Annotated in this window: 21 protein-coding genes and 2 pseudogenes; 11 read left to right on the top strand and 12 right to left on the bottom strand. The window is 70.8% G+C overall.

The window, feature by feature from the left end:
- The first annotated feature begins 382 nt into the window (after nucleotides 1-382).
- On the top strand, nucleotides 383-1285 hold the full coding sequence (locus ASC99_RS24545; protein ID WP_082598590.1) for an ion transporter: 903 nt from the start codon (nucleotides 383-385) through the stop codon (nucleotides 1283-1285).
- Between the two features lie 3 nt (nucleotides 1286-1288).
- Here ASC99_RS24545 and ASC99_RS24540 read toward each other — a convergent pair whose 3' ends face one another.
- Nucleotides 1289-2491, bottom strand: a complete 1203-nt coding sequence (locus ASC99_RS24540; protein WP_057235742.1) for an FAD-dependent monooxygenase — start codon at nucleotides 2489-2491, stop codon at nucleotides 1289-1291.
- 197 nt (nucleotides 2492-2688) lie between these two features.
- Here ASC99_RS24540 and ASC99_RS41075 point away from each other — a divergent pair.
- Nucleotides 2689-2772 (top strand): annotated as a pseudogene (locus tag ASC99_RS41075) (HIT domain-containing protein); the annotation flags it as partial.
- A gap of 25 nt (nucleotides 2773-2797) precedes the next feature.
- Here ASC99_RS41075 and ASC99_RS24535 read toward each other — a convergent pair.
- The 7 genes and pseudogenes from ASC99_RS24535 to dcd form a co-directional block, all read right to left on the bottom strand.
- Nucleotides 2798-3337, bottom strand: a pseudogene (locus ASC99_RS24535) (endonuclease/exonuclease/phosphatase family protein); the annotation flags it as partial.
- An 81-nt stretch (nucleotides 3338-3418) separates the two neighbouring features.
- Nucleotides 3419-4753 (bottom strand): acetyl-CoA carboxylase biotin carboxylase subunit family protein, encoded by a 1335-nt coding sequence (locus tag ASC99_RS24530; protein ID WP_057235737.1) that lies wholly within the window; start codon nucleotides 4751-4753, stop codon nucleotides 3419-3421.
- 73 nt (nucleotides 4754-4826) lie between these two features.
- Complete coding sequence (locus tag ASC99_RS24525) at nucleotides 4827-6089, bottom strand: MFS transporter (protein WP_057235733.1); 1263 nt, start codon at nucleotides 6087-6089, stop codon at nucleotides 4827-4829.
- Nucleotides 6082-6588, bottom strand: a complete 507-nt coding sequence (locus tag ASC99_RS24520; RefSeq protein ID WP_063857171.1) for an HIT family protein — start codon at nucleotides 6586-6588, stop codon at nucleotides 6082-6084. Before ASC99_RS24520 ends, ASC99_RS24525 begins: the two co-directional genes overlap by 8 nt.
- A gap of 35 nt (nucleotides 6589-6623) precedes the next feature.
- Entirely contained in the window at nucleotides 6624-7610 is a 987-nt protein-coding gene (locus ASC99_RS24515) for a glycosyltransferase family 4 protein (protein ID WP_369825155.1), read from the bottom strand.
- Nucleotides 7611-7715: 105 nt separating this feature from the next.
- Complete coding sequence (locus ASC99_RS24510; protein ID WP_057235730.1) at nucleotides 7716-8240, bottom strand: hypothetical protein; 525 nt, start codon at nucleotides 8238-8240, stop codon at nucleotides 7716-7718.
- On the bottom strand, nucleotides 8237-8764 hold the full coding sequence (gene dcd / locus ASC99_RS24505) for a dCTP deaminase (RefSeq protein WP_057235727.1): 528 nt from the start codon (nucleotides 8762-8764) through the stop codon (nucleotides 8237-8239). Before dcd ends, ASC99_RS24510 begins: the two co-directional genes overlap by 4 nt.
- A gap of 150 nt (nucleotides 8765-8914) precedes the next feature.
- Between dcd and ASC99_RS24500 the strand changes: the two genes are divergently transcribed.
- Nucleotides 8915-9844 (top strand): ROK family protein, encoded by a 930-nt coding sequence (locus ASC99_RS24500; RefSeq protein ID WP_063857170.1) that lies wholly within the window; start codon nucleotides 8915-8917, stop codon nucleotides 9842-9844.
- 113 nt (nucleotides 9845-9957) lie between these two features.
- Here ASC99_RS24500 and ASC99_RS24495 read toward each other — a convergent pair whose 3' ends face one another.
- A complete protein-coding gene (locus ASC99_RS24495) occupies nucleotides 9958-11154 on the bottom strand; it encodes an argininosuccinate synthase-related protein (protein ID WP_057235722.1) in 1197 nt (398 codons plus the stop codon).
- A gap of 70 nt (nucleotides 11155-11224) precedes the next feature.
- On the bottom strand, nucleotides 11225-12559 hold the full coding sequence (locus ASC99_RS24490) for an acetyl-CoA carboxylase biotin carboxylase subunit family protein (protein ID WP_057235719.1): 1335 nt from the start codon (nucleotides 12557-12559) through the stop codon (nucleotides 11225-11227).
- A 937-nt stretch (nucleotides 12560-13496) separates the two neighbouring features.
- Here ASC99_RS24490 and ASC99_RS24485 point away from each other — a divergent pair.
- From ASC99_RS24485 to ASC99_RS24460, 7 genes are all read left to right on the top strand, one after another.
- Nucleotides 13497-15389 (top strand): amino acid adenylation domain-containing protein, encoded by a 1893-nt coding sequence (locus tag ASC99_RS24485; protein ID WP_057235717.1) that lies wholly within the window; start codon nucleotides 13497-13499, stop codon nucleotides 15387-15389.
- Nucleotides 15386-17479: a hypothetical protein gene (locus tag ASC99_RS41070; protein ID WP_235583111.1), complete on the top strand. Its 2094-nt coding sequence runs from the start codon at nucleotides 15386-15388 to the stop codon at nucleotides 17477-17479. The genes ASC99_RS24485 and ASC99_RS41070 overlap by 4 nt, the downstream gene beginning before the upstream one ends.
- Nucleotides 17376-18173 (top strand): phytanoyl-CoA dioxygenase family protein, encoded by a 798-nt coding sequence (locus tag ASC99_RS24480; protein ID WP_235583115.1) that lies wholly within the window; start codon nucleotides 17376-17378, stop codon nucleotides 18171-18173. The genes ASC99_RS41070 and ASC99_RS24480 overlap by 104 nt, the downstream gene beginning before the upstream one ends.
- A 102-nt stretch (nucleotides 18174-18275) precedes the next feature.
- A complete protein-coding gene (hppD, locus tag ASC99_RS24475) occupies nucleotides 18276-19340 on the top strand; it encodes a 4-hydroxyphenylpyruvate dioxygenase (protein WP_057235711.1) in 1065 nt (354 codons plus the stop codon).
- On the top strand, nucleotides 19337-20455 hold the full coding sequence (locus ASC99_RS24470) for an alpha-hydroxy acid oxidase (RefSeq protein ID WP_369825154.1): 1119 nt from the start codon (nucleotides 19337-19339) through the stop codon (nucleotides 20453-20455). Before hppD ends, ASC99_RS24470 begins: the two co-directional genes overlap by 4 nt.
- Nucleotides 20448-22799, top strand: a complete 2352-nt coding sequence (locus ASC99_RS42205; RefSeq protein ID WP_369825153.1) for an aminotransferase class I/II-fold pyridoxal phosphate-dependent enzyme — start codon at nucleotides 20448-20450, stop codon at nucleotides 22797-22799. The genes ASC99_RS24470 and ASC99_RS42205 overlap by 8 nt, the downstream gene beginning before the upstream one ends.
- 103 nt (nucleotides 22800-22902) lie before the next feature.
- The gene (locus ASC99_RS24460) at nucleotides 22903-23205 is read left to right on the top strand and encodes a putative quinol monooxygenase (RefSeq protein ID WP_057235709.1); all 303 of its coding nucleotides are present in this window, start codon (nucleotides 22903-22905) and stop codon (nucleotides 23203-23205) included.
- 38 nt (nucleotides 23206-23243) lie between these two features.
- Here ASC99_RS24460 and ASC99_RS24455 read toward each other — a convergent pair whose 3' ends face one another.
- Entirely contained in the window at nucleotides 23244-23492 is a 249-nt protein-coding gene (locus ASC99_RS24455) for an SCO4226 family nickel-binding protein (protein ID WP_057235707.1), read from the bottom strand.
- Nucleotides 23493-23718: 226 nt separating this feature from the next.
- Here ASC99_RS24455 and ASC99_RS24450 point away from each other — a divergent pair, with 226 nt between their 5' ends.
- The gene (locus ASC99_RS24450; RefSeq protein WP_057235704.1) at nucleotides 23719-24924 is read left to right on the top strand and encodes a serine hydrolase; all 1206 of its coding nucleotides are present in this window, start codon (nucleotides 23719-23721) and stop codon (nucleotides 24922-24924) included.
- 6 nt (nucleotides 24925-24930) lie between these two features.
- Here the strand turns inward: ASC99_RS24450 and ASC99_RS24445 are convergent, their stop codons facing one another.
- Complete coding sequence (locus tag ASC99_RS24445) at nucleotides 24931-25794, bottom strand: protein phosphatase 2C domain-containing protein (protein WP_057235702.1); 864 nt, start codon at nucleotides 25792-25794, stop codon at nucleotides 24931-24933.
- Nucleotides 25795-25906 lie beyond the last annotated feature (112 nt).

The following is a 25906-nucleotide window of genomic DNA, read 5'->3' as shown; positions in this document are numbered from 1 at the left end:
CCCGACCTGCGATCGGAAACATCGAAGCGAGCACCTTAGACCCTCCGGCAATTGGGGGGGTGGGTGAAGGAGCGGCGGTGGGGTGCGTGGCTCGGCGGTGCCGAGGAGGGAGTAGATGCGGAGCATCGGCGACTGACCTCGCCGGCTTCTCGTCAGTCGCCGATGCTCCGCATCTACTCCCTCCTCGGCACCGCCGAGCCACGCACCCCACCGCCGCTCCTTCACCCACCCCCCAATTGCCGGAGGGTCTTACCCGCGATGGGTCGAATGTCCACGTTCGGGTGAGGTTTGGGGCGGTTGCGTGCCCGGACGGGGAGTCAGGCGTTGGGCGAGCGGAACAACGATCACCGTCCCGCCCGGCGGTCGGTACAAGGGGAGAGCAATGACAGAGCTGACCGCAGTGCAGGCCGGTGTCGGCAGGCTGGCCGTGCGTTGCCGTGCGGTGAACGAGGCACCCGTGTTCGCGTTCACCGTGCTCACGGTGATTCTGCTGAACGCCGTCCTGCTCGGTGTGGAGACCTACCCGGGGCTGTCCACCGTGTACAGCCAGGCGCTCGACGAGGCCGAGTTCGCCTGCCTGGTGGTCTTCACGCTGGAGATGCTGGTGCGGCTGGGCGCACACCTGGACCGGCCGGGGGCCTTCTTCCGCGACCCTTGGAACATCTTCGACCTGTTGGTGGTCTCGTCCGCGTTCATCCCGTTCCTGCGCGAGAACACCACCCTGCTCCGGCTGCTCCGGCTGGCCCGGGTGCTGCGCACGGCCCGCTTCATGCCGCAGCTGCGCGTGCTGCTGGTCGCGGTCGGCCGCAGCCTGCCCGGGACGGCGAGCTTCCTGGTGGTCGGGGCGCTGGTGCTCTACGTGTACTCGATGGTCGGCTGGATCTGCTTCGCCCCGTACGACCCGGAGCACTACGGCTCGCTCGGCCGGGCCGCGCTGACGCTGTTTCTGCTGATGACGCTGGACGGGCTGGGAGACTCGGTCCGGGCCGGGCTCGAGATCTCACCGTTCAGCATCGTGTTCTACGCCTCCTACGTGCTGTTCGGCTCCTTCGTCCTGGTGAACGTGCTGATCGGGGTGGTGCTGAACGCCCTGGACGAGGCCCGCGCGATGGAGGCGGCCGAGGCGGCCGAAGCCGCCCGTCCGGCGGTCGAGGTCACGGACCCCGCCGACGAGCTGCGGCTGCGCATCACCACGGTCCGGCAGGCCCTGGACGAGATGGAGGGCCAGCTCGGCACTCCCCTGTGGGCTCCTCACCCCGAGCCCTCCCACGCCCACTCGGGCTGAGCCTCAGTAGTCCTTGAGCACGATGGCGGTGGCGGCCTTGTGGATCGGCTCCACCGCCTTGGCCATCAGCCGGTTCTTGCCGGGCAGGCGGTTGAGCAGCCTCAGCATCGCCATCGACATCCGCACCTGGCCCGCGCTGCGCAGCACCATCCGCTTGACGTTGGCGGGGCCGAGCTTCTGGTTCACCGCCACGAAGGGGCGCAGCTCCCGCTCGTACCCGGCCAGCCCGGCGGCGAAGTCCCCGCCGGCCGCCGCGAGTTCACCCGCCAGCACGTACCCGCCGGTCAGCGCCAGGCTGGTGCCCTGGCCGGAGGCGGGCGAGGCGCAGTAGGCGGCGTCCCCGAGCAGCACCACCCGGCCGGTCGACCAACGGTCCATCCGGACCTGGCTGAGCGAGTCGAAGTAGAAATCCGGTGCGCTGCCCATGCTTTCGAGCAGCCGGGGCACCTCCCAGCCCTCGCCCGCGTACGCGGCTGCCAGCAGTTCCTGCTGCCGGGCCCGGTCGCGGCGGTCGTACTCCAGCGGCTCGGAGGCGAACAGGAACATCGCCTTGGCGCCGGTCTCCTGGGCCGTGCTGTAGGTCAGGGCGGTGCGGCCGGGGCCGACGTAGGTGAGTTCCTCGCGGTCGAGGCCGAGGTGGTTCGGGACGCCGAAGATGGCGATGTAGTACCCGAGATCGTGGATGAACCGGGATTCGTCCCGGTCGAAGGCCAGCGCGCGGGTCACGGAGTGCAGACCGTCCGCACCGATGACCAGGTCGTACTCCCGGACCAGTCCGCTCGCGAAGGTGACGGTGACGTGGTCGGCGCTCTCGTCGAGGGCCGCGATGGAGTCGTCGAAGAGGTACTCCACCTCGCCCTTCGTCGACTCGTGCAGGATGCGGTTGAGGTCGCCGCGCAGCAGTTCGGCGTCCTGCGCCTGGCGGCCGCCGAAGGTGTCCCCGTCCATCGCGGCCACCCGCTTTCCGGCCGCATCGACGATCGAGCCGGTGCGCACGTCGGTACGGTGTGCGCCGATGGTCTCCCGCAGCCCCATCCGGGTGACCACGTCCAGGGCGGCGCCGCGGATGTCGACCTTGTAGCCACCGTTCCTGATCTCCGCCGCCCGCTCCACCACGGTCGGCTCGAAGCCGTGCCGGTGCAGCCAGTACGCCACCGTCGTGCCGGCGATTCCGGCACCGGATATCAGGACTCTCGCGCTGGGCATGGGGTGGCACTCCTCGGCACTCGGTACGTGATCATCCGAATCCTTGCATCCGGTGGATCATCCCCAAAACATCTACGCAGCAGTAACTTCCGTGCCCAGCCGAGAACTTACGGAAGATGATCATCCGCTACCTCGCGCTGTCCTCCGGCCCGACCACCAGCCGGGCGAGCACCGGCAGGTGCCGGGCGCTGCGCTGGAAGAGCGAGCGGACGCTGGCCTTCCGGGACATCCACCCGCAGGCGCCGACCCACATCCTGGTGATCCCGCACGTGCACTACCGAACGCCGTCCACGCGTCGGTGAAGCTCGCCCGGACGGTCGCGATCTCCGCCGTCCGAGGGGTGGCGTTGAAGTCGCCGAGCAGCACCGCCGGGCCGGTGGCACCGATCAACTCCACCACCTGCTCGGCCTGTTGGACGCGATCGGTCTCCGAGAACAGTTCGAGATGCGCGGTGTACACGTGCACGGCGACCCCGTAGACGTCGATCTCCGCGTGCAGCAGGCCACGCTGCTCCTCGTCCGGCGAGCGGAACAGGTGCGTGTTGTCCCACCGGACGATCGGGTGGCGGGACAGCACCGCGGTGCCGTACTGGATCCGCGGCCGGCCCGGAGCCGGCGGATCGAGGTCGATGTTGGCGCCGAAGGCAAGGTGGTAGCCCAGCAGTTCGGCCAGCGCGGTGGCCTGGTCACCCCAGTCGCTGCGCTCCCCGAAGTGCCGGTCCACCTCCTGGAGACCGATCACGTCGGCGCCGCTCGACCGGATCACCCGGGCGGTCCGGTCGAGGTCGAGCACCCCGTCGGTACCCAGGCCGTGACGAATGTTGAACGACAGTACGTCGAGGTTCATCTGAGCTCCCATCAGATCAGCGGGCCGAGCGGCACCGCCGGGCCCCGGACAGGAGCCCTGCGGTGCCGCTACGACGCCGGGTCAGTCGCGCGGGTAGGTGCCGAACGGCGAGACGGAGTCCGGCCAGTTGGCCTGCTGCCAGCGCCGGAGCTCCGGGTAGTCGGCGTGGGTCGGCACCACCGTCAGCCGCTCGTCGAACCACTGGGTCAGGAACTCCCGCCGCTCACGTACCTCCTCCCGGGTGCGCCCGCTCAGCATCACCTGCCCGACCCCTTCGGTGGTGTCCGCCACCGAATCCGCCATCCGGAACCCGTACGGGAGGTCCAGCCGGACGTGCTCCACGCCGGGCAATGCGCGGATCTCGGCCGGCGACGGGCGGCCGATCAGGGTGCCCGGCCGGCCGGCCAGGAAGATCGTGCTGACGCTGTCGGGCCTGACCTTCGGCTCGACCTGCGGGTCGACACCCGCCGCGCACCGGATGGCGGCCGCGCCGAGGTCCACGCCGAACTTGTACTCCACCGACTCGTGGATCAGGCCGCCACCCGTCCGGGCGGCGCACTCGCCGAACACCAGCCTGCCGGTGTCCTGTTGGTGGAAGAGCTCCATGTGGAACACCCCGCGCCGCAGCCCGAGTGCCCGCAGCGCCGCCGCGACCACCGGTCGCGCGAGGTCGTAGACGCCCGCGTCGGCGGTCGGGTCGAACCGCTCCAGCTGCAGCACCCGGTTGGAGTCGACGGCGGTCAGGCAGGGCTCGACGTAGCTGCCCACGCTGAGGAACTGCAGCTCCCCGTCGAAGACGACGCCGTCGACCATCCACTCGTCACCCGTGATGAACTCCTCGAGCACGAACGTCCGTTGCGGCACGCCGCGCCGACGGTACTCCTGGCAGGTCGCGACCAGTTCCTCGCGGCTGCCGACCACCGACGTGTTCCTGGTACCGGCACCGGCGAGCGGCTTGAGCACCGCCCGGCCGAAGTCCGCGAGGCCGGCCGGGTCCAGGTGCTGGATGTCCTCGATGACCTGCGAGGCCGCGACGTCCACCCCCGCCGCCGAGACGATCTGCTTCTGCAGCCACTTGTCCCGGAAGTGCAGGGCGATGTCCGCCTCCACCGGCGTCGGGAGGTCGAGCACCTTCGCCAGCGCCGCGACGGTGACCAGGGCCTCCTCGTCCGAGGTCTGGACGAAGAGGAACTCGCGCTCGGTGGCGCCCGCCCGGCGCAGGCTGAACAGGATGCTCTCGATGCTGGTCGGATCCTCCGCGAAGATCCCCACCGCGCCCTCGGGAAGCTCCATGCTGCCCCAGTCGTTCAAGTGCGGGCCGTGCACGACATACGGCTTGATGCCGGTCCTGAGGCAGGCGCGCATCGCGTACACGTCCGTACCGACGAGCAGGGCCGAGGGCTGGTCCTCTGACATGACGTCTCCTTCGTTGTGGGAATGGCCGCCGACCGGGCCTTAGGCCCTCCGGCCATTGGGGGGGCGGAGGGCCTTAGCTTTCGGCCGGTTGCAGCGCCGGCCCGGCGAGTGGTTCGGGGTCGTCCCGCATGGCCCGCACGCTGGGCAGGGCCACCATGGTGAGCGCCGCCAGGACGATCAGTGCCGCCGCACCGGCCAGCGCGGGGCCGATGCCGACGCTGTCCGCGATCGGTGTGGCGACGGCCAGACCGAGCGGGATGAAGACGAAGGAGCCGAAGGCGTCGTACGACATCACCCGGGACATCGACTCCTCCGGCAGGTGCTTCTGAAGTGCCGTCAGGAAGGTGACGTCGTTCAGGCTCATGCACACACCGGTGACCAGCATCGCGCAGGCGGTCACCGCGACCGGTGCGGTCCAGGCCAGGCAGAGCAGGGACGGCACGATGCCCAGCGTGAAGAGGGCCGCGGCCTGCACCGGCCGTCTCGGCCGGACCCGGATCGCCAGCAGGCTGCCCACCACGAAGCCGATCGCCTGGGCGGTGAGGACGGCGGCCCAGGCGGACGCGCCACCGAGGTGCTTCGCGGCCTCGACCGGCCCGAGCACCACGAAGCCGCCGCCGATGCACACGTTCACCAGCGCCAGCTGGGCGACGGTGGCCCACACCCAGGTCCTGGCGGTGAACTCCCGCCAACCGTCCTTGAGTTGGGTGAAGATGTGGTCCGTCGAGGGCGCCGGGGCGTCGGCCGCCCGGGACGGCCGGATGCCGGTCAGCAGCGCGGCAGAGACCAGGAAGGTCACCGCGTCCACCATCAGCGCCCAGCCCGGACCGAGCACCGTGACGAGCACACCGGCGAGGGCGGCTCCGCCGATGCTGCCGGCGTTCATCGACAATTGGACCAGCGCGTTCGCCGACTGGACCTTGTCGGCCGGCACCAGCTGGACCGTCATGGTCCGGGAGGCCGGGGTGAACAGCGCACTGGCGGCACCGCCGACCACCGACAGGGCGACCAGACTGAGCGTGGAGGCCGTCCCGGTCAGCACCAGGAACCCGATCGCGCCCTGCACCGCACCGGCGGCCAGCTCGGCCCAGATCATCACCCGGTGCCGGGGCAGCCGGTCCGCCAGCACGCCGCCGTAGAGCAGGAACGCGACCTGCGCGGCCAGCCGGACGGCGAGCACGAAGCCGAGCGTCGTGCCCGAGCCGTCCGGCATCCCGAGGACGGCGAACGCCAGCGCGACGGGCGCGATCGCGTCGCCGAGCAGGGAGACGGACCGGGCCGAGAACAGCAGCCGGAAGGAGCGTTCTCGCAGGATCGAAAGGTCGGTACTACGCAACACAGCTCTCCACTGTCGTCCTCGGATCGGCCGGGTCGGCGAGCTTCGCCGGGTCGGCGGGCAGCAGCGACAGCCGGGCGCGGGTCGCCGCCAACTGCTCCAGCGGCACCGGGTCGGCCTTCCACGGCCGGTGCAGGTGATCACCGGCCGTCCGGGGCACCAGGTGGACGTGCAGATGGAACACGTCCTGCCACCCTGCCTCCCGGTTCGCCTGAAAGAGCGTCAGACCGTCTGGCGCCAGCACGTCCTGGATGCGCCGAGCCATCAGGTGGACGGTGCTCATCACCGCGGCGGCGTCCTCCGGCGTGATCTGCCAGAGGTCGGCGGCGTGGCGTTTCGGGATCACCAGTGTGTGGCCGTCCATGACTGCGGTGATGTCGAGGAACGCCACCGTGAGGTCGTCCTCGTAGAGGATCGGGGCCGGGTGGCGTCCGTGCACGATGGCGCAGAACACGCAGTCCCCGCGCGTCGCGTGATCGTCCGTCGAGTGGTCATCCATGGTCGTCTCCAGCGGGGTACGGGCTGTCGGGCGGGCTAGCGGGCCACGGCGTGCGAGAGCTCGCCGAGCTCACGGGCGGTCCGCGACAGCGGGAAGCGCCTGCTGTTGGCCAGCCCGGCGGCGGCCAACTCGTCCAGCAGGCCCGGTCCGGCGCGGAACTCCTTGAGGCGCAGCGCGAGCGCTTCGAGGTCCCCGAAGTCGACCGCGAGCGCGGAGTCGCCCAGCACCTCGGCCAGGCCGGGCACGGGTTGGTACGCCACCGGCAGGCCGACCGCCTGGGCCTCGATGGTCACCAGCCCGAAGGCCTCCAGCTTGAGCGACGGGACCATCAGCAGGTCGTGTCGGCCGAACTCGCGCCACAGCTCCTCACGCGACAGCCAGCCGAGATAGCGCACCCGGGACAGGTCGGCCCGGGCGGCCAGTGCCGCGAACTCCGACTGCGGTGCTGCCACCGCGAGTTCGATCCCCTCCAGGCCCGGCCACCGCCGCATCACCTCGGCCGTGGCCTTCTCGGCCGTGAGCCGGCCCGCGTAGCACACCCGCAGGACGCCCGGGCTCCGCTCGGACCGGACGGGCGGCCGGGCCAGCAGCCGGTCGGGGACGCCCCAGGGCACCTGGACGATCCGCTCCGGCGCGACCGGCGTCAGCTGCCGCAGCCGGTCCGCCATGGCCATGGTGGGCACGACGATCGCGGCGGCCGCCGCCACCGTCTCCCGGAGCACCTCGGCCTGGGTCGGGTGGTCCGCCGCGTACAGCAGGTCGGTGCCGTGCACCAGTGCGATCTTCGGCCGGTCCGGGAAGACCCGCTGCAGCGCGGCCGTCGCGCCGAAGGTCAGGTGGTGCTGGTGCAGCACGTCGTAGTCCTGGCTGCCGAACCGGTCCGCGACGGCGGCGCCCAGTCGGTCGACGTAGGACCAGAAGTCGGCGCCCGACACGGTCTTCCCGGTCACCGGCAGCAGCGCCGGGTTCGCCCCGGCTTCCGGTCCGCCGTCCGGAGCCGGCCCGCCCTCCGGGGCGAGCATGAAGACGTCGGGGCAGCAGCGGTTCGGGCCCGCCGTAGAGGTCGCGCAGCAGCTCCACACTGCCGCCGGGGCTGTCCGGTGTCAGGTCGATTCCGGTCAGGATGTTCACGCGAGCTCCTCGTACAGGCGCGACGTGTCGATGCCGCTGCTACGGGTGTATTTCCGGCCCATGCTCTGGTAAGTGGCCATCGCGCCAAGGGTCTTCAGGAAGACGATCTTCCCGAAGGTCATCCCCGGATAGATCCGTACCGGGCGGGCGACCCGGATCTCCAGCGTCCACTTGATGGCGTGGCCCACGTGGCCGAGCGGGGCCGAGACATGCACCCACACCCCGAGCGCCCCCACCGTGCGATCCCCGTTGATCATCTGCGCGAAGCGCTCGGAGTGGGTGCGCTCGTGGGTGACACCCAGGTAGAGCGTGCCCGGCCGGAGCACCATGCCCTCCGCCGGGATGACGTGCTCGACGAACTCCGAGGAATGGGCCGCATCGAGGTCGGTATTGCAGCTGCGAATGGTGTCGCCGAGCCGCCAGTCATAGGCGTTCGGCGACAGCCGGCGGGGATCGAACGGCTCGATGGCGATATCGCCCGCCTCGACCGCCTTGACGATTTCGGCTCGGGTGAGAATCACAGCTGCCCCAATTTGTCACGCCAGTAGCGCGATTCCTGCGGGCCGACGGCCCCCTGGTACTTCCCGGAATACGGTTCGATCTCACCGAGCGTGTCGAAGAACATGATCTGCCCGATCTTCATGCCCGGGTACACCCGCAACGGCCGGATCGGCGACAGCATCAGGGTCCACTGGCCGTGGAATCCGATGTCCCCGATCGGGGCGGTGATCTCCACGAAGAGCCCGAGCCGCCCGACCGAGGACCGCCCGAAGAGCAGCGGCACGAAGCAGTCCGAGCCGACCTCCTCCACCGTGTGCCCCAGGTAGAGCTCGTCGGGCTGCAGCACGTAGCCGTCGGAGTCCATCTTCATGGCGTCGGTCGGGTTCGGCCGGTACGCGTCGATGACGCCGCTCGTGTAGGTGACGAGCGTTTCACCGAGGCACACGTTGTAGCTGTTCGGATTCACCTGGTCACGATTGAACGGCGATATAGAGATCTTTCCATTTCTCGCGGATTCAACGATTTCAGGCCCCGTAAGGATCACAAGAGACACCACTCTTCTACTCTGAAATGAGGATTTGACCGCGCGATGATGCTATGCATTTCTCCGACAGCGCGTCAACCGGTTGCCGGAATCCAAAAATCCATCCGCGCGGGCTGGATCAATTCGCAGGAATAGGCCACACTGTCTCCCGTGAAACACGTCATAGCCCTGGATGTGGGCGGCACCGGAATCAAGGCCGGATTGATCGGAGCGGGCGGCGAACTGCTGCACCGTACGCAGTTGGCCACCCGCCGCGAACGCGGACCCGACGCGGTGGTGGAGTCCATCCTCGACCTCGCCGCCGAACTGCGCGGCCACGGCGAACGGCACCTCGGCGAACCGGCCGTGGCGGTCGGCGTCGCCGTGCCCGGCATCATCGACAGCGCGACCGGCACCGCCGTCTACGCCGCCAACCTCGGCTGGCGCGATGTCCCGCTCGGCGCGCTGCTCAGCAACCGGCTGGGCGACCTCCCCGTCGCCCTCGGCCACGACGTCCGGACCGGCGGGCTCGCCGAGAGCCGGATCGGCGCGGGCCGGGACGTCGACCGCTTCCTCTTCCTCGCCCTCGGCACCGGCATCGCGGGCGCGATCGGCATCGGCGGGCGGATCGAGGCGGGTGCGAACGGCGCCGCGGGCGAGATCGGCCACATCGTCGTACGCCCCGGGGGGACCCGGTGCGCCTGCGGCCAGCTCGGCTGCCTGGAGCAGTTCGCGTCGGCCTCGGCCGTCGGCCGGGCCTGGGCCGCCGCCGCCGGCCGGCCGAAGGCCGACGCGGCGGACTGCGTACGGGAGTTGGCGGCGGGCGACCCCCGCGCCGTGGCCGTCTGGCAGCAGGCCGTGGCCGCGCTGGCCGACGGGCTGGTCACCGCCGTCACGCTGCTCGATCCGCGCACCGTGATCATCGGCGGCGGGCTGGCCGAGGCCGGGGAGGTCCTGCTGACACCGCTGCGGGCCGCCATCGGGCGCCGCCTGACCTTCCAGCGACCACCGGCCGTCGTCCCGGCGGCGCTCGGCGGGACGGCGGGCTGCCTGGGTGCCGGCCTGATGGCCTGGGACCTGCTCGACACCCTCGGCCCCTGACGGCACTCGGACCACCAACTCACCGCCCCCGTACGGCGCTTCGCCAGGAGCGCCGTACGGGCGCCTGCCTGACCCGGTCGGCCGTTCGGAACCGCCCGGGTCGTACCGACACCTCACCAGGTCCCTGCCAGCGCGGCGACCTCGGACTGCACGGACAGGTGCTCCCATGCCTCCCGGTCCCTGAGGTAGACCGGCTGCGCCGCCTCGATCGAACGGGTCTCGGCGCCACCCGGCGTCAGCTTCCAGCGCACCGAGCCACTCACCGGGCGGGCACAGGAATCCATGAACGACTGGGTGGCCGACCGCAGTTCACCGAACCAGCGCCCCTCCAGCGCCTCCCGCACCCACAGCTGCTCCAGGTGCATCTTCTCCCGGATGGTCTCGGCCGCCAGCACCGCCGCCTCCAGGTGCCGGTAGCTGCGCAGCAGCAGCCAGGCGGCCGGCATCTCGCGAATCTCCAGCACCTTCTCGCCGCCGCCCAGGTGCTCCAGCCCGCTGTACCGGCCGATACCGAACGCGCCGACCCGCCGGTTGAGTTCCTCGATCAGCCGGATCATCGGCAGCTCCACGCCGTCGACGGCCACCGGGGTACCGCCCTCGAAGCGCACCTCGACGGTGTCCTCGGCGGAGTCGGGCCGACGTGCACTCCAGTGGTACATGTACTCGGGGACCGCGTGCTGCTCGGGGTCGTCCAGGAAGCCGGACTCGAACTCGCGGCACCAGAGGTTCGAGTCGCCGCTGACGACCCGTTCGCTCATCTGCGCCAGCCCGACCTCCTTCAGCTCCTGGATCTTTACCTCGCGATCGACCGGGTCGAGGTCGTACGGGCTGCCGTAGGCGCCCTCGAAGCCGAGCAGGTCGAGGGCCCCGTTGAGCCGGCGCAGGGTGTTCTGGGAGCGGTTCGCAGTGTGCAGGATCGCCCCCGCGCCCAGCTGCCCGGCCAGCTCGACGGCGAACTGCGCGATCAGTGGACGGCTCAGCGTGGAGCTCACCGGGTGGGTCCCCAGATAGACGGCCTGGCTGACGATCGCGGCCCGCACGAACTCGTCCGCGAAGATCTGGCGTCCGTCGACGACGTGCAGCCGGACACCGAGCTCGTCGGCTATCCGCTGCTTCTGCGCGCTGGTCTCGTCCCCGCCGAGCTCCACGCTCAGTGCGTGGATGTCCTGGAACCCGGCGTTCTTCAACCGCAGCAGCAGGTAGCTGCTGTCCAGCCCTCCGCTGAACAGGGTGACGACGGGGGCCTGCGCGGGCAGCGCGTCGGTCGACAACTGGCGGAAGGAACGGATCCGACGGTTACGGCGTTGCATGCTGGTCCTTCGGAACAGGTGGAGGAATGTGGGTCTGCTGGGGCCGGGGCGGTGGGGCGGGTCCTGCGGGTCAGTCGTCCGAGTAGGTGCCGAAGGCCGAGACGGTCTCCGGCCACTGCTGCCGCTGCCACTCCCGGAGTTCGGGGTACGTCGCGTGTGCGGGCACGACCACCAGGCGCTCGTCGAACCACTGGGCCAGCGAGTCGCGCCGGCTGCGGAACTCCTCCCTGGTGGCCCCGCTCAGCACGACCTGCCCGACCGCCTCGGTGGTGCTCGCGAGTGCGTCCGCCATCTGGAATCCGTAGGGCAGTTCGAGCCGCAGGTACTCGACGCCGGGCAGCGCGCGCACCTCGGCCGGGGACGGATAGCCGACCAGGACACCGGGCCGGTTGTTGAGGTAGGTGGAGCCCACCGTCTCGGGCCGGACCGAAGGCTTGATCTGCGGGTCGACACCCGAGGCGCAGCGGATCGCGGCCACCGCCAGGTCGACGCCGAACTTCGCTTCCACCAGCTCGGGTTGGAGCAGTCCGCCGGTCCGGGCCGCGCACTCGCCGAACACCAGCTTCCCGCTCTCCTGCTGGTGGAAGAGCTCCATGTGGAACACGCCGCGGTTCAGGCCGAGCGCCCGCAGGGCGGGCTCCGCCACCGAGCGCGCGAGCTCGTAGGCACCGGCGTCGGCGGTCGGGTCGAAGACCTCCACCTGAAGCGCCCGGCTGAACTCCACCGTGCTCAGGCAGGGCTCGCCGTAGGTGCTCACGCTGAAGAACTGGAGCACCCCGTCGAAGACCACGCCGTCGACGATCCACTCGTCGCCCGGCATGAACTCCTCGAGCACGAAGGTGCGTTGCGGCATCCCGCTGCGACGGTACTCGGCACCCTTGGCGTTCAGCCCCGCCGTACCCTCGACGACCGAGGTGTTCTTCGTGCCGGCGCCGGCGATCGGCTTGAGCACCGCCTTGCCGAACTCCTGGACCTCGGACCGGTCCGGGTGGTGGACGTCCTCGATGACCTGGGACTTCGCGACCTCGATGCCCGCCTCGGTCAGGACCTGCTTCTGCAGCCACTTGTCCCGGAAGCGCACGGCGACGTCCGCCTCGACGGCCACCGAGATGTCCAGCACCTTGGCCAGTGCCGCCACGGTGACCAGGGCCATCTCGTCGCCGGTGTGGATGCAGCTGAAGGCACGGTCCGCCAGGCCGGCCCGGTGGAGGCTGAACAGCACGCTCTCCACGCTCGAGGTGTCCTCGGTGAAGACCTTCTCGACACCCTGCGGGATTTCGATGAAACCCCAGTCGTGCAGACCTGGTCCGTACACCACGACGGGGTCGATGTCATTTCGGAGGCAGGCCCGGATCAGGTAGGGATCCGCGCCGATGATCAGGGCCGAGGGCCGGTTCTGCGACATGGCTGTTCCTTTGTTCTGAGGGCGATCCAGCTCGCTGAATTCATCCGCCACATAGGGGACTGTCCCGAACTCGGCGGGGTGAGAAAAAATGGGATGGCCAGCGGCCGGACTACGGCCGTACGGCCGTTCCGGAAAGTCCCCGCGGGAGCGGAGGAGGCACTAGCTGAGTGCCGTCACGAACCGCTCGTGAAAGGTACGGCAGACAACTCTGCCGTCATCAGATCTTCGCTCGACGCACACCAGTCGACCGTTCAGCACGTCCAACCCCCCTGTCGTACGGCGCGGCAGCCCCCGGACTCCCACCCGACCCAGGAGGCGCTGGCGCTGCGGCACTTGACCATGATCCACCAAGTACCCCGTTTATGCAATGGCACATTTCACATGGGACATTGCCACGTATCCGTCACTTTATGCCCAGGTATAGCCCCATATTGTCCGGTTCAACCGAGCGGCCTGCCTTCCCGCCTGACGATCCGTCAGCAGGCGGCGCCGCCCGACCATCCCTGGGCCGGCCCGCATCGCCGCACTGACCTGCGAATTCACCCGGATATCCGCTCCCGGGAAATCACCGACCACCTCGGACGGTCGGGTCATGAGATTCCATGAAATCGCTACAATCGCTGACAGATCGGACAAAGTCGATCATTGCCAAGATTTCGCATAAGGAGCTTGCGGGGACGCTGTTTGATCGCTTAGTTTCCTTGAGGCCCTGGCCTGCGAGTCGTCTGGCCGCAATTCCAGTGAACCGTTCCGAATGCCGTGTATTCCTTGCCTGAATACCGCCGGATCGCGGGGCTTCGGCGCCCCGTTCGAGCGTCCCGGAAATCCCGGATGCCACTCTTCCCGCCAGTACCAAGAGCCCGTCCGGCCCCGTAGCGGCCAGTTGTGTACGGATTCCGCCCGGGTTGCTGCCATGAGAAAACGGAGTCAGCCAGTGATGCACCAGAACGACGGCCCGGCCGGTCTCCGGCCGGGAGCCACCATCCACTCCCTCGTCGAGCGGCAGGCCGAGCTGGCCCCCGACCGGACGGCCGTGGTCGCCGGCGCGGACACCCTCACCTACGGCGAGCTGAACGCCCGGGCCAACCGGACGGCCTGGCAGCTGCGCGAACTCGGCGTCGGCCCCGGCACGTTGGTGGGTATCTGTGTCGAGCGGTCGGCCGACATGATCGTCGGCCTGCTCGCGGTGCTCAAGGCCGGCGGCGCCTACGTCCCGCTCGACCCCGGCTATCCGGCCGAACGACTGGACTTCATGCTGCGGGACAGCGCCGTCCCGGTGATCGTCAGTCAGCACCGGCCGGCCTCCGCGCTGCCGCCCCACGGCGCGGCGGTGCTGCTGCTGGACGACAAGCTGCCGGACGGCGAGCCGACCACCGCCCACCCGGCGGAGAACCCTCCCGTCATCGGCCGGTCCGACCTCGCCCACGTCATCTACACCTCCGGGTCCACGGGTACGCCCAAGGGCGTGCTCGTCCCGCACAGCGGCGTGGTCAACCTGGTCACCGCCCAGAACTACGTCTCCATCACACCGGACGACCGCATCGCCGCACTCGCCACGCTGTCCTTCGACGCCTCCACCTTCGAGATCTGGGGGCCGCTGGTCAACGGCGCCACCTGTGTCGTCTACACCTTCGGCGGCGACGACCTGTCGAGCCTGTGCGAGCAGGTCCAGCGCGACGCCGTCTCCGTCCTGCACCTGACCAGCCCGGTCTTCCGGCTGCTGGAGCCCGGGCACTTCCGGGCGATCTCGGGCGTGCACACGCTCCTGTTCGGCGGGGACTCCATCCGGTCGCACTCCGCCGACCTGGCCCGGGAGTCCTTCACGGGCAAGCTCGTCCACCTGTACGGGCCCACCGAGACCACCGGTTTCGCCACCTTCCACGACGTACGGTCCACCACGGGTGACACCGCGATGATCCCGATCGGCGGTCCGATCGCCAACGTGCATGTCCGCATCCTCGACCCGGCGGGCGAGCCCGTCCCTGACGGACGGTCGGGCGAGCTGTACGTCGGCGGACACGGGATGACCCGCGGCTATCTGGGCCGTCCGGAGCTCACGGCCGAGCGTTTCGTCGCCGACCCGTTCGGGCCGGTCGGGTCCCTGCTGTACCGCACCGGTGACCTCGTCCGGCGCGGCGAGGACGGGGCCCTTCGGTTCCTGGGTCGCCTCGACCGCCAGATCAAGGTGCGTGGCTACCGGATCGAACCGGGCGAGATCGAGGCCGCGTTCACCCGGCATCCGCTGGTACAGGACGCGGTGGTGGTGGCCCGGGACGACGGCGCGGGCGACAAGCGCCTGGACGCGTACCTCGTCCCCGCAGGGCGACCGGCGGCTCCGGACGGCGATCCGAGCGCCGTCCGCGAGGCCGACCGGAAGCTGGTGACCGAGCTCCGCCGGCACGTCACCGACCTGCTGCCGCGGTACCAGCACCCCGCTTCGATCACCGTGATCCCGGCCGTCCCGCTGACCGCGAACCTCAAGGTGGATCTGGCGAGGCTGCCGGAGCCGGCCGAGGAACGCAGTCTCACCCTGGACACCCCGGTGCACCCGCGCAGCACCGTGGAGACGGCCCTCGCGGCGCTCTGGGCCGGCCTGCTCGGCGTCGCCGAGGTGGGGATCGACGACAACTTCTTCGAGATCGGCGGTGACTCCGTCTCCGCGGTGCAGATGGCCACGGCGGCGAGCCGGGCGGCCGGTGCCCCGATCACCGTGCGCGACGTGTTCAGGTTCCCCACGATCCGTCAACTGTCCGCGCTGACCGCCCAGGTGCTGGAGAACGGCGGAGTACTCACCGCCGCCGCCCCGGCCACGACGAGGAGTTCCGAGTGAACAGCGGCACGTCGTTCACCGCCCCCATGACCAGGGCGCAGAAGTTCCAGTGGTACGTCGAGAAGGGGCTGGCCGAAGGGCTCCGCCCCCTCCCGGCGTCGACGACCGAGACAGCCGAGGCGGCCGAGACGACCGCCCGCCGCCTGGTGCGCGCGCTGGAGGACCGGTTCGAGGTCCTCCGCACCTCGCTCGAGGTCGTGGACGGCCGGCTCCTGCAGCGGGTCCACGCCTCGGGCGCACCGCTGGAGGTGGTCGAGGTCACGCCCGGCCGGACCGTCCAGCAGTGCATGGCGACCCTGGTGGACGAGTTCAAGGCCCGGGAACACGGTCGGGTCGGCCGATTCCTGGTCCGGTTCCACCTGCTGCGGGACGGGGAGTCGGGCTGGCTGGCCGTGGTCGCCGACAACGTGGCCATGGACGCCGGGTTCCACCGCGTGGTGGACGAGGCGATCACCGCGATCCTGGCCGGAGCACCCGCGCCGGACTCCCCCGCAGGACTCCAGCCGGCCGAGACGGCCCTCCGCGAGGCGGGCCCCGACGGCCTGGCCGAGCGGGACCGGGCGCTGGCACGGCTGCGGAAGCACTTCGCGGCGGCGCCGGCCCGCCTGCATCGCGGCCGCCCGTCCAGTGGCGGGTACGAGGGCCGCTTCTACCGCAGCACCCTGACCCTGCACGGCGCCGACCGGCTGCTCGGCCGTGCGATGTCCAGCGCCGGGCTGCTGCCGTCGGCCCTGATCCTGGCGGCGTTCTCCGAGTTGATGTGCCGGCGCGCCGGGAGCGAGGCCTGCACCGTCAACGTGTCGCTGGACAACCGCCACAACGGCGAACTGCGCCGCGTACTGTGCGCCACCGCCCAGCGCAGCCCCGTGACACTGCGTCGGCAGGACCAGGGCCTGCTCGCGGCGGCCGCCGACGTTCAGCAGGCCCTGGTCGCGGGGCATCCCGACCACGGCAGGTACGACCCCTTCGACCTGATCCGGGAGCGGGTCGAGGCCCAGCACCGCCGCGGCGTCGGCCTCTCCACCGATCTCGCCTTCAACTTCGTGCCGCCGCCGCAGGGTTGGACCGAGCTGATCGAGTCGGCCGACCGGGACCCGGCCGAGCACACCGGGCCCGCCTCGGAGCTCGGGTCACAGACCACCAACGAGATCTCCTACGAGTACGGGGTCAGCCTGTCGGTGCGGTGGTCCGGCCCGCACACCGTCCGGCTTTCGGTGCACGGCGACTCGGACGTGCTGACGCCCGATCAGTGCGCCGCGCTGCTCGGCGGCATCGAGCTGGTCCTCGAACGGGTGGCCGCCGGTCAGGACTGCACGATGGCGGACATCGCCGAGGAGGCCGGGCTCGACCGACTGCCCCAGGGCGGCTCCGAGCTGCGGGCCGACGGCCGGTGGCTCGACCTCCGGGCGATGGAGCAGCGACTGCTCGGCCTGACCGAGGTGGAGCGGGCCGAGCTGATCCTGCAGACCGATGACGAGTCGGGCGCGTCCTGGCTGACGGCTCGTGTCACGGTGGCCGCCGGAGCCGCGACCGAGCCGCTCGACCTTCGGGAGGAGCTGCTCCAGGCGGTCGAGACGGGCGAGTTGGCGGCCGTACCGGACTGGTACGAGATCCTCATCGCCGACAGCTCGGGTGCGGCGGACCCACCGGTGGTCCGCAGCGGCGACGGCCGGACGGTGGCCGGACGGCCCGCGGTCACCGACCAGGAGCTCGCCGTCCTCGCCGTCCTGACGGAGTCCCGGCTGGTACGGGAGCCGGATCTCGACCTCAGCTACGTCCGGGCGGGCGGAGAGCTGGACCGGTACCCGGAGTTCGCGGACCGGATCCGGCAGCGCGGCTACGCGGCCTGGCGCGGGATCTGCGCCGACTCGAAAACCCGAACACCCCTGTTTCCTCCGGCAGTTGAGCCGACCACCGTCGGCTCATCGAATCCTTGGAGCACCCATGACGATCACCCAGGCAGCGCCGTTGCTCTCCCAGCAGGAGATCGACACCTTCTGGCGGGACGGCTACCTGCTGGTCCGCGGCGTCCTGAGCAGGCAGGAGGCCGGGCACTACGCCGGCCTGATCACGGACCTGCTCCCGCGTGACCTGCGCATCCCGGAGCACTGGGAGGCCTACGACGGCCGCTTCAAGCCGTTCCGGACCCCCGGCAACCAGACCTTCGACGGGCCGGAGTTCCTGCCGCTGTACCAGAACGAACGGCTCTACCGGCTGACCGCCGAACTCCTCGGCCACCACCGGCTGTTGGTCCGGGACGGCTCCGTCGCCATCACGATGCGCAACGACACCCCGCACCCGGGCGAGCTGAGCCAGGACCTGCACATCGACCCGGCGGTGCCCGAGGACGTGGACGAGTTCCTCTTCACCTCCGAGGAGGTCGAGCTCGGCGGCTGCTACTACTTCACCGACGTCCGGCCGGGCGGCGGCGGCATCCATGTCGTGCCGGGCGGCCACCACATCGTCGAGGAGCAGGCCAGGGCCGTCCCGCGCGGCCGGCAGCTGCACGACAAGTGGCGGAACATCGCGGGCCTGGAGACCGTCGAAGTCACCGGGGAGGCAGGCGACTTCGTCCTGACCCACCATCTGATGCCGCACGCCGCCTCGCACAACCGACGGCCGGAGGCACGGATCGCCCAGTTCTTCCGCTACGCGCGGGACGACCAGCCCTGGGGCAACGGCGACCGCCCGGGCGACCGTCCGGCCGGCCACCACTACAACGACCAACAGACCGCGGTGATGACCCCGCTCGGGCGCCGGCTGCTCGGGGTCGACCCCTGGTAACAGCGCTCCCCCGCACCACCATTCGCATCCCCCGAGCAGGTCGTCGGCGTACCGGCCGGCGGCCTCGGGGGAACCATTCGGGCAACCCAGGAGATCATCACCGTGACAGTAAACGGGCGAAGCGGCCTGCAGGACCTGTACGTCGACCATGTCGTGCTGAACGTCGAGGATCTCGGCGCGAGCGCTCAACGGTTCGCCCAGGTCTACGGATTCGGGACGTACGCCACCTCGGAGCAGGGAGCCGAGGCGAGCTCCCTCGCAGTCGGCCGCGGCCGAATACGGCTGATCCTCACCCAGCCGCTGGCCGAGGACCACCCCGCCGCCGACTACACCCGCCGGCACGGCGACGGCGTCGCCGACATCGCGCTGGCGACACCCGACGCGGCCGGCGCCTTCGAGGAGGCCGTCCGCCGGGGCGCCCGGCCACTGGCGGAGCCCGTACGGCAGGACGGCGTGATCACCGCGACGATCGGCGGCTTCGACGACGTCCGGCACACCTTCGTCCAGCGCCTCGACCAGGCCGGGCCCGACCGGCTGCCGGGCTTCGTCCCGGTGCCCGGCCGCCCGGGCGAGCTGGACACCGGCCTGCTGGAGATCGACCACTTCGCGGTCTGCGTCGAGGCGGGCCACCTGGACGCCACCGTCGACTTCTACGAGCAGGTGCTGGGCTTCCGGAACACCTTCACCGAGAAGATCGTGGTCGGCGCCCAGGCGATGGACTCCAAGGTGGTGCAGTCCGCGTCCGGTGCCGTGACGCTCACCCTGATCGAACCGGACACCAGCCGCGATCCGGGCCAGATCGACCACTTCATCAAGAACCACGGCGGCGCCGGCGTCCAGCACATCGCGTTCCGGACCGCGGACATCGTCCGCTCGGTGGGCACCATGCGCGACCACGGCCTGGAGTTCCTGACCGCCCCGGCCGCCTACCACCGGATGCTCGGCGACCGCCTCCGGCCGGCCCGGCACACGGTCGCGGAGCTCGGCGCGCTGAACATCCTGGCCGACGAGGACTACGAGGGCCAGCTCTTCCAGATCTTCACCCGCTCGGTGCACCCGCGCAGGACGCTGTTCTTCGAGGTCATCGAGCGCGCCGGGGCCACCACCTTCGGCAGCGGCAACATCAAGGCGCTCTACGAGGCCGTGGAAGCGGAGAAGCTCGGGTGACCACCATCGACGACCGCACCACCACCTACACCTCCGTCGCGCTGGCCGACATCCGCGCGGCCGCCCGGGCCGTGCTCGATCCGCAGGTCTGGGACTTCGTCGAGGGCGGCAGCGGCACCGAGTCCACCCTCGCCGCCAACCGCACCGCCTTCACCGAACTGACCGTCACTCCAAGGGTGTTGACCGGTGTCACGGCCGCCGACACCACCGCCCGGCTGGTCGGGACCGAGGCGGCCATGCCGGTCGCCGTCGCGCCGATGGCCTACCAGCGTCTGCTGCACGAGGAGGGTGAACTCGCCGCCGCCCGCGCCGCCCGGGCGAGCGGCGTCCCCTACGTCGTCAGCACGCTCAGCAGTCACCGGCTGGAGGACATCGCCGCGACCGGCGCCGACACCTGGTTCCAGCTCTACTGCCTGCGGGATCCGGCCCGGAACCACGAGCTGATCCGCCGGGCCGAGGACGCCGGCTGCCGGGCCCTGATGGTCACCGTGGACGTGCCGCTGATGGCCCGTCGGCCGCGCGACGTGCGCAACGGCTTCGCGCTGCCCGCGCACGTCCAGGCCGCGAACCTCGCCACCGGCCCGGGCACCGAGGCCCACCGGCGGGTCGACGGCGCATCGGCACTCGCGGTGCACACCGACGCCGCCTTTGCGCCCGGGCTGACCTGGCGGGACCTGGAGAGCCTGCGCCGCCGGACCACACTGCCCCTGGTGGTGAAGGGAGTTCTCGATCCGCGGGACGCCCGCGCGGCCGTCGACATCGGCGCCGACGCCGTGGTGGTATCCAGCCACGGCGGCCGCCAGTCGGACGGCGCCCCGCCCAGCATGCGAGCGCTGCCGGCCGTCGCGCAGGCGGTGTCCGGAGACTGCGAGATCCTGCTGGACAGCGGTGTGCGCAGCGGTCTCGACGTGCTCAAGGCGCTGGCGCTGGGAGCCCACGGCGTCCTGCTCGGCCGCCCGGTCCTCTGGGGCCTGGCCGCCCACGGCGAGGACGGGGTGGCGGCGGTGCTCTCCCTGCTGCACACCGAGCTGGCCGAGGCGATGACCCTGGCCGGCTGCGCGGGCCCCGCAGCGGCAGCCGCGCTCCGTACCGAAAGGCCGGGAACCCGTGTCTGACGCGCCACTCGCGGACCTGCTGACCGCCGACCTGCACAGCTCGCTGGAGGACCCGGCGCTCGGCTCGATGAACTTCCTCAACGAGGTGGCCTCGCGCTACCCGCAGGCACTCTCCTTCGCCGCCGGGCGCCCGGTCGAGCGCTTCTTCGACCTGGAGTCGGTGCTCGGCCGACTGCGCACCTTCGGCCGCCATCTCGCCGACGACCTGGGGCACTCACCGGCCGAGGTGCACCGCACGCTGTGCCAGTACGGCCGCACCAAGGGCATCGTGCACGAGCTGATCACCCGTCAGCTCGCCCGCGACGAGGGCCTGCTGGTGGACCCGGAGTCGGTGGTGGTCACCGTCGGCTGCCAGGAGGCGATGTTCCTGGTACTGCGCGCCCTTCGGGCGGACGAGCGCGACGTGCTGCTCTCGGTGTCGCCGATGTACGTGGGTCTCACCGGGGCCGCGCGGCTCGTCGACCTACCCGTGCTGCCGGTGGCCGCCGGGCCGGCCGGGATCGACCTGACCGACCTGACAGCCCGGATCCGCGCCGCCCGGGCCGAGGGCCTGCGGCCACGCGCCTGCTACGTGATGCCCGACTTCGCCAATCCCTCGGGCCTCAGCATGGATCCGGCCCAGCGGCGCGAACTGCTCGCGGTGGCCGAGCGGGAGGACATCCTGCTGCTGGAGGACAACCCGTACGGCGTCTTCCACAGCGGCGGCGGGACACCTCCCACGCTCAAGTCACTGGACACCTCCCGCCGGGTGGTCTACCTCGGCTCCTTCGCCAAGACCGTGCTGCCCGGCGCCCGGGTGGGCTACGTCGTGGCGGACCAGCGGGTCGCCGACGCCGACGGACGGACCGGGCTGTTCGCCGACCAGCTCTCCAAGATCAAGAGCATGGTCACCGTGAACACCTCACCGATCGCCCAGGCGGTCATCGGAGGCGCCCTGCTCGAACACGACTTCAGTCTGGAACAGGCCAACCGCCGGGAACGGGAGATCTACCGCGACAGTCTCCACCGGCTGCTGGCCGGCCTGGAGCACAGGTTCGGCGGCCACCCCGGCGTCAGCTGGAACGTACCCACCGGTGGCTTCTTCGTCTGCGTCACCGTCCCGTTCCCGGCCGACGACGCCCTGCTCGAGCACTCGGCCCGCGCGCACGGCGTGCTCTGGACACCGATGCGCCACTTCTACAGCGGGGCCGGTGGTGAGCACCAACTGCGGTTGTCCATCAGCTCCCTGACAGATCATCAGATCGACGAGGGCCTCGACCGGCTCGCCGCCCTCTTCACGGAACAAGGACTCTGGACCGGCCAGGACCTGCACCGTCTCGACAGCAGGGGAAGCAGCATGAGTTCCACAGCTGCATCGTGGTCACCTGGTGGTACTACGCCGGCCGAGGCGCCGAGTACCCCAGCTGAACCCGCCGGCCGACTGCCGACGGCACCGCACCGCACCGCACCGGAGATCCGCCAGGCAGGCCCTGGCTGGACCGCCCCAGTCACGCCCCCGTGTGCGGGTGCTCGCGCCTCCGCACGCTGGTTGACCAGGCGGTCGGGGAACGGATCCAGCGGGGATACCCGCAGTGACCCGATCATGCGAACCCAGGAGTCTCCGGTGACCGAATCGCTTCCCCCGAGCGGCCTTCCGGCCGCACCGACCGGACCGACCGGACCGACCGGACCGACCGTGGTGTTCGACGCCCCGTTCTCCGACCGTAGGCAGTGGGCGGCCGGCATTTCGTCCGCCTACCCTCCGGGCGGCCTCAACCCCGACGACAACAAGCTGGACCATCTGGTCCCCGGCTACGGTCCGGACGGGGACCGGTTCACCGCCGTCCGCGAGACCTCGCGCCGCTGGAAGGCCCCGCTGGTGACCACCGAGAACACCGAGGGCGGCTTCGAACTGCGGCCGGGCGACCTGCTGGAGGCGCAGTGCCTGCTGTCGGCCGCGCAGGGCGTCTGGCCGGCGCTCTGGACCTGGGGCCGAGACGTCTCCCCGGGCCACCCGCAGCCGGGCCACGGCGAGGTGGATGTCTTCGAGTACCACGACGACCACCCGAGGATGCTGGAGCTGAGCAACCACGTCCGCCCCGGCAACCCGGCCTACCTGGACGGCTTGGTCACGCCGGGGCAGTGGCTCACCATCGGCTGCCGGTTCGGTGCCGACTCGGTGCACTGGTCGGTGGACGGCCGCGAGGTGTACGCCGACGGCCGGGGCGTGGGCCCCGCCTGGCGTGCCTGGATCATCGTCAACCTGTCCGTCGCGGGCGGGCAATGGGGCCACCGCAGACCCCGGGCAGACGTTCGCCAGCTCTCCTGGCGCTGCCGAGAGCTGCGAGTCCACCGCTGGAAGTGAACAGCCCAGCAGCCGGACCGGCGAGATCGAGAACATCCGACACCGTCGGCAGTGCTGCTACCCGCACATCAAGAGCCCAATGGGCACTTGCTAGGTTCGCCGCATGTCGAACACCCTGCGCGTCATCGTCCACATCACCACCCGGCCCGGCCGGGGAGCCGAGCAGGTCGCCGCGTTCGCCGCGCTGGCACCGGTGGTCCGCGCCGAGGCCGGCTGCCTGCAGTACGACCTGCACACCGTGACCGACGCCCCGGACCGCTTCGTCCTGCTCGAGCAGTGGGCGTCGGCCGAGGCCCTGCGGGAGCACGACGCCTCGGCCCACATGGTCGCGGCGGATGCCGCCAACAAGGCGTTCCGCGCCGGTCCGGCCGAGGTCGTCCTGCTCAGCCCGAATCCGGTGGCCTGACCGGCCTGACTCCGGTGGCCTGACTCCGGCGGTCGGCCTCAGACCATCAGCGGCACCGGGTGGATCTCGTCGGCCGGGTGCCCGGTCCGCTCGTGGATCCGCTGGACCGCTTCCTTGGACGGCGCCTCCGACAGGCAGTACACGACACCCGCCTCCGGATCCGCCCAGGCCTGCTCGAAGTGCACTCCCTCGTCGGCCTCGATGGCGAGGTCGGCCATGTGGGCCGCGCGGAGATCCTCCTCCGTGATGCCAGTCATGTTCTGGTGGACATCCATGAACTTCGCCATCGTCCCAACACCTCCGGAGTCCGTCGGCCGCCCCGGCCGGGCACGGCCTTCCCTACCTCCAGGGTGCGCCGAGCCGGACCGCTCGGCACGACAGCGCCGCCCGGCGCCGGGCCAGGTCCGTACGGGTGGACTCGGCGTGGTGGTGCCGGGGTTGACCGGGTGCGGAGGCGGGGCGGGTGGTGACGTGGGCCTGGCAAGGTCCCCGCCCACCGGAAGAGGCCCCGCCATGCGCCGTGTCCGCGCCCGTCGACTCGCCACCGCCCTGCTCGCCCTCGCCACTCTGGCCCCGCTCGCCCTGACCTCACCGGCCGCCCAGGCGCTCCCCCCGACGACAGCCGTCGCCCGGAGCGCCCACCCGGCCGGTGCTCCCCACCAGGAGCTCGATCCCGCCCTGGTGGCCCGCCTGGACGAGGCGATCGCGAGCACCCGCCAGGAAGCCGGCATCCCCGGCGTGACGGTCGGCCTGTGGCTACCCGGCCGGGGCACCTACATCCGCTCGACCGGGGTGGCCGACACCGCGACCGGTACGCCGATGACGCCCGACCTCAACATGCGGATCGGCAGCGAGACCAAGACCTTCACCGTCACCGCCCTCCTGGAGCTGGTCGACGAAGGTCTGGTCGGGCTCGACGACCCGATCTCCGCCTACCTGGACTGCGTCCCCGACGGCGAGCACATCACGATCCGTCAGCTGGCTGAGATGCGCAGCGGCCTGTTCTCGTACACCGCCGACGACGGCTTCGTCCACGACCTGCTCAGCGACCCGACCCGGCCCTTCACCCCGTCTGAGCTGCTGGAGTACGCGTTCCGCCACCCGAACGTGTTCGCACCGGGCTCGGCGTTCCAGTACTCCAACACCAACACCATCCTGCTCGGCCTGGTGGTGGAGAAGCTCAGCGGGATGCCGCTCGCCGACTTCATCCAGCAGCGCGTGACAGGACCGGCGCACCTGCACCGCACCTTCCTCCCGGCAGGCGCCGAGTTCCCGGAGCCGCACGCGCACGGGTACACCCGGCAGACGCTGTCCGGCGAGGTCGCCGACACCACGGACTGGAATCCGAGTTGGGGCTGGGCGGCCGGTGCGATGATCTCCGACCTGCACGACCTGCACCACTGGGCCAAGGTGGTCGCCACCGGCACCCTGCTCTCCCCGGCCACCCAGGCGCAGCGGGAGAAGTTCCTCTCGGTCCCCGGCTTCGACGATGCCGGGTACGGACTGGGCCTGTTCCGGACCCACGGCTGGGTCGGGCACAACGGCTCGCTGCCCGGCTACCAGAGCGTGACGATGTACCTGCCGGAGCAGGACGCCACCATGGTGATCCTGCTCAACACCGACATCCCGTACGCCGGTGCCGGGCCGAGCACGCTCGTCGCCCACGCGGTCACCTCCATCGTCACCCCGGACAACATCTACCAGCTCCCGGGCGAGTGACCAGGTTCAGCCGGGCCCGACAAGGAAGTTGAGCGTGACGTGGGCCAGGGCCTTGTCGTCGTGGATCTTGCCGCGAGGCCACTTCACCGCGCCCTGGTCCCCGGCCTCGGCCTCGTGCACCGCGTCGACCAGCCACTGCGGGCCGGCCCGCCGGCAGTCCTCCACCAGGGTGGCCCAGCTGGCGAGTTGGTAGTCGTCCACCAGGGAGCTGACGCCGTCGGTGGCCAGCAGCACGTCGGTCAGGTCCGCCAGCGGCCAGGAGGCGGTCACGGCGTGCAACCCGGCCTCCGGTTCTGCCTCCGCGATCCAGTAGCCACCTTCGCGGTTGATCACCGTGTACTGGAACTCCCGTAGCTCCTGCATCAGTTCACGGTGCCGTGGGTCGAAGCCGGAACCGGCGGCCAGCCGGTTCCGGTACTCGGCCAGCTGCGGCCGGAGCGCGACCAGGTCGGCCAGACGGTCGTCCCGCAGTTCGTGCACCGCGCCGTCCCGGCCGTACGCCACGACGGGGCTGTCGCCGAGCAACGCCGCGTCCAGTCGGTCGCCACTGCGGCGCAGCACCGCCACGGTTGCGGCCGGGCTCCGGCCCGGGAGCAGCCGGTGTTCGGCGGCAACCGCGCGGATCGCCTCGGCCAGCACCACCCGCAGGTCCGGGTCCGCACCGTCGCCGAACGCGCGGGCGAGCTCCGCGCCGAGGGTACGGGCGTACCAGCCGCCCCGGGGCTCGTCGCCGGTCACCGTGGACACACCGTCGAGGACGATCACCGCGTCCGGCAGCACCACGATGTGATCCTCGGTCAGCCGCCCCGGGGTGCCCGGCCGTTCACCCGTGCGCACCACCCAGTCCGCGCCGTCCTGCTGTCCGTTCACCCTGCACTCCTGTCCGATCGCCGTTCCGCGTTCAACTAGCGAATACTGAACGGCCCCTTGACGCCTCGACACTCCATGGATTCACTGGACCCGGCAGGCCCCCCCCCCCCCC

Origin of the sequence: Kitasatospora sp. Root107 (genome assembly GCF_001424875.1) — a bacterium.
Lineage (GTDB): Bacteria > Actinomycetota > Actinomycetes > Streptomycetales > Streptomycetaceae > Kitasatospora.
This window is presented reverse-complemented; position numbering and strand designations above follow the sequence as displayed.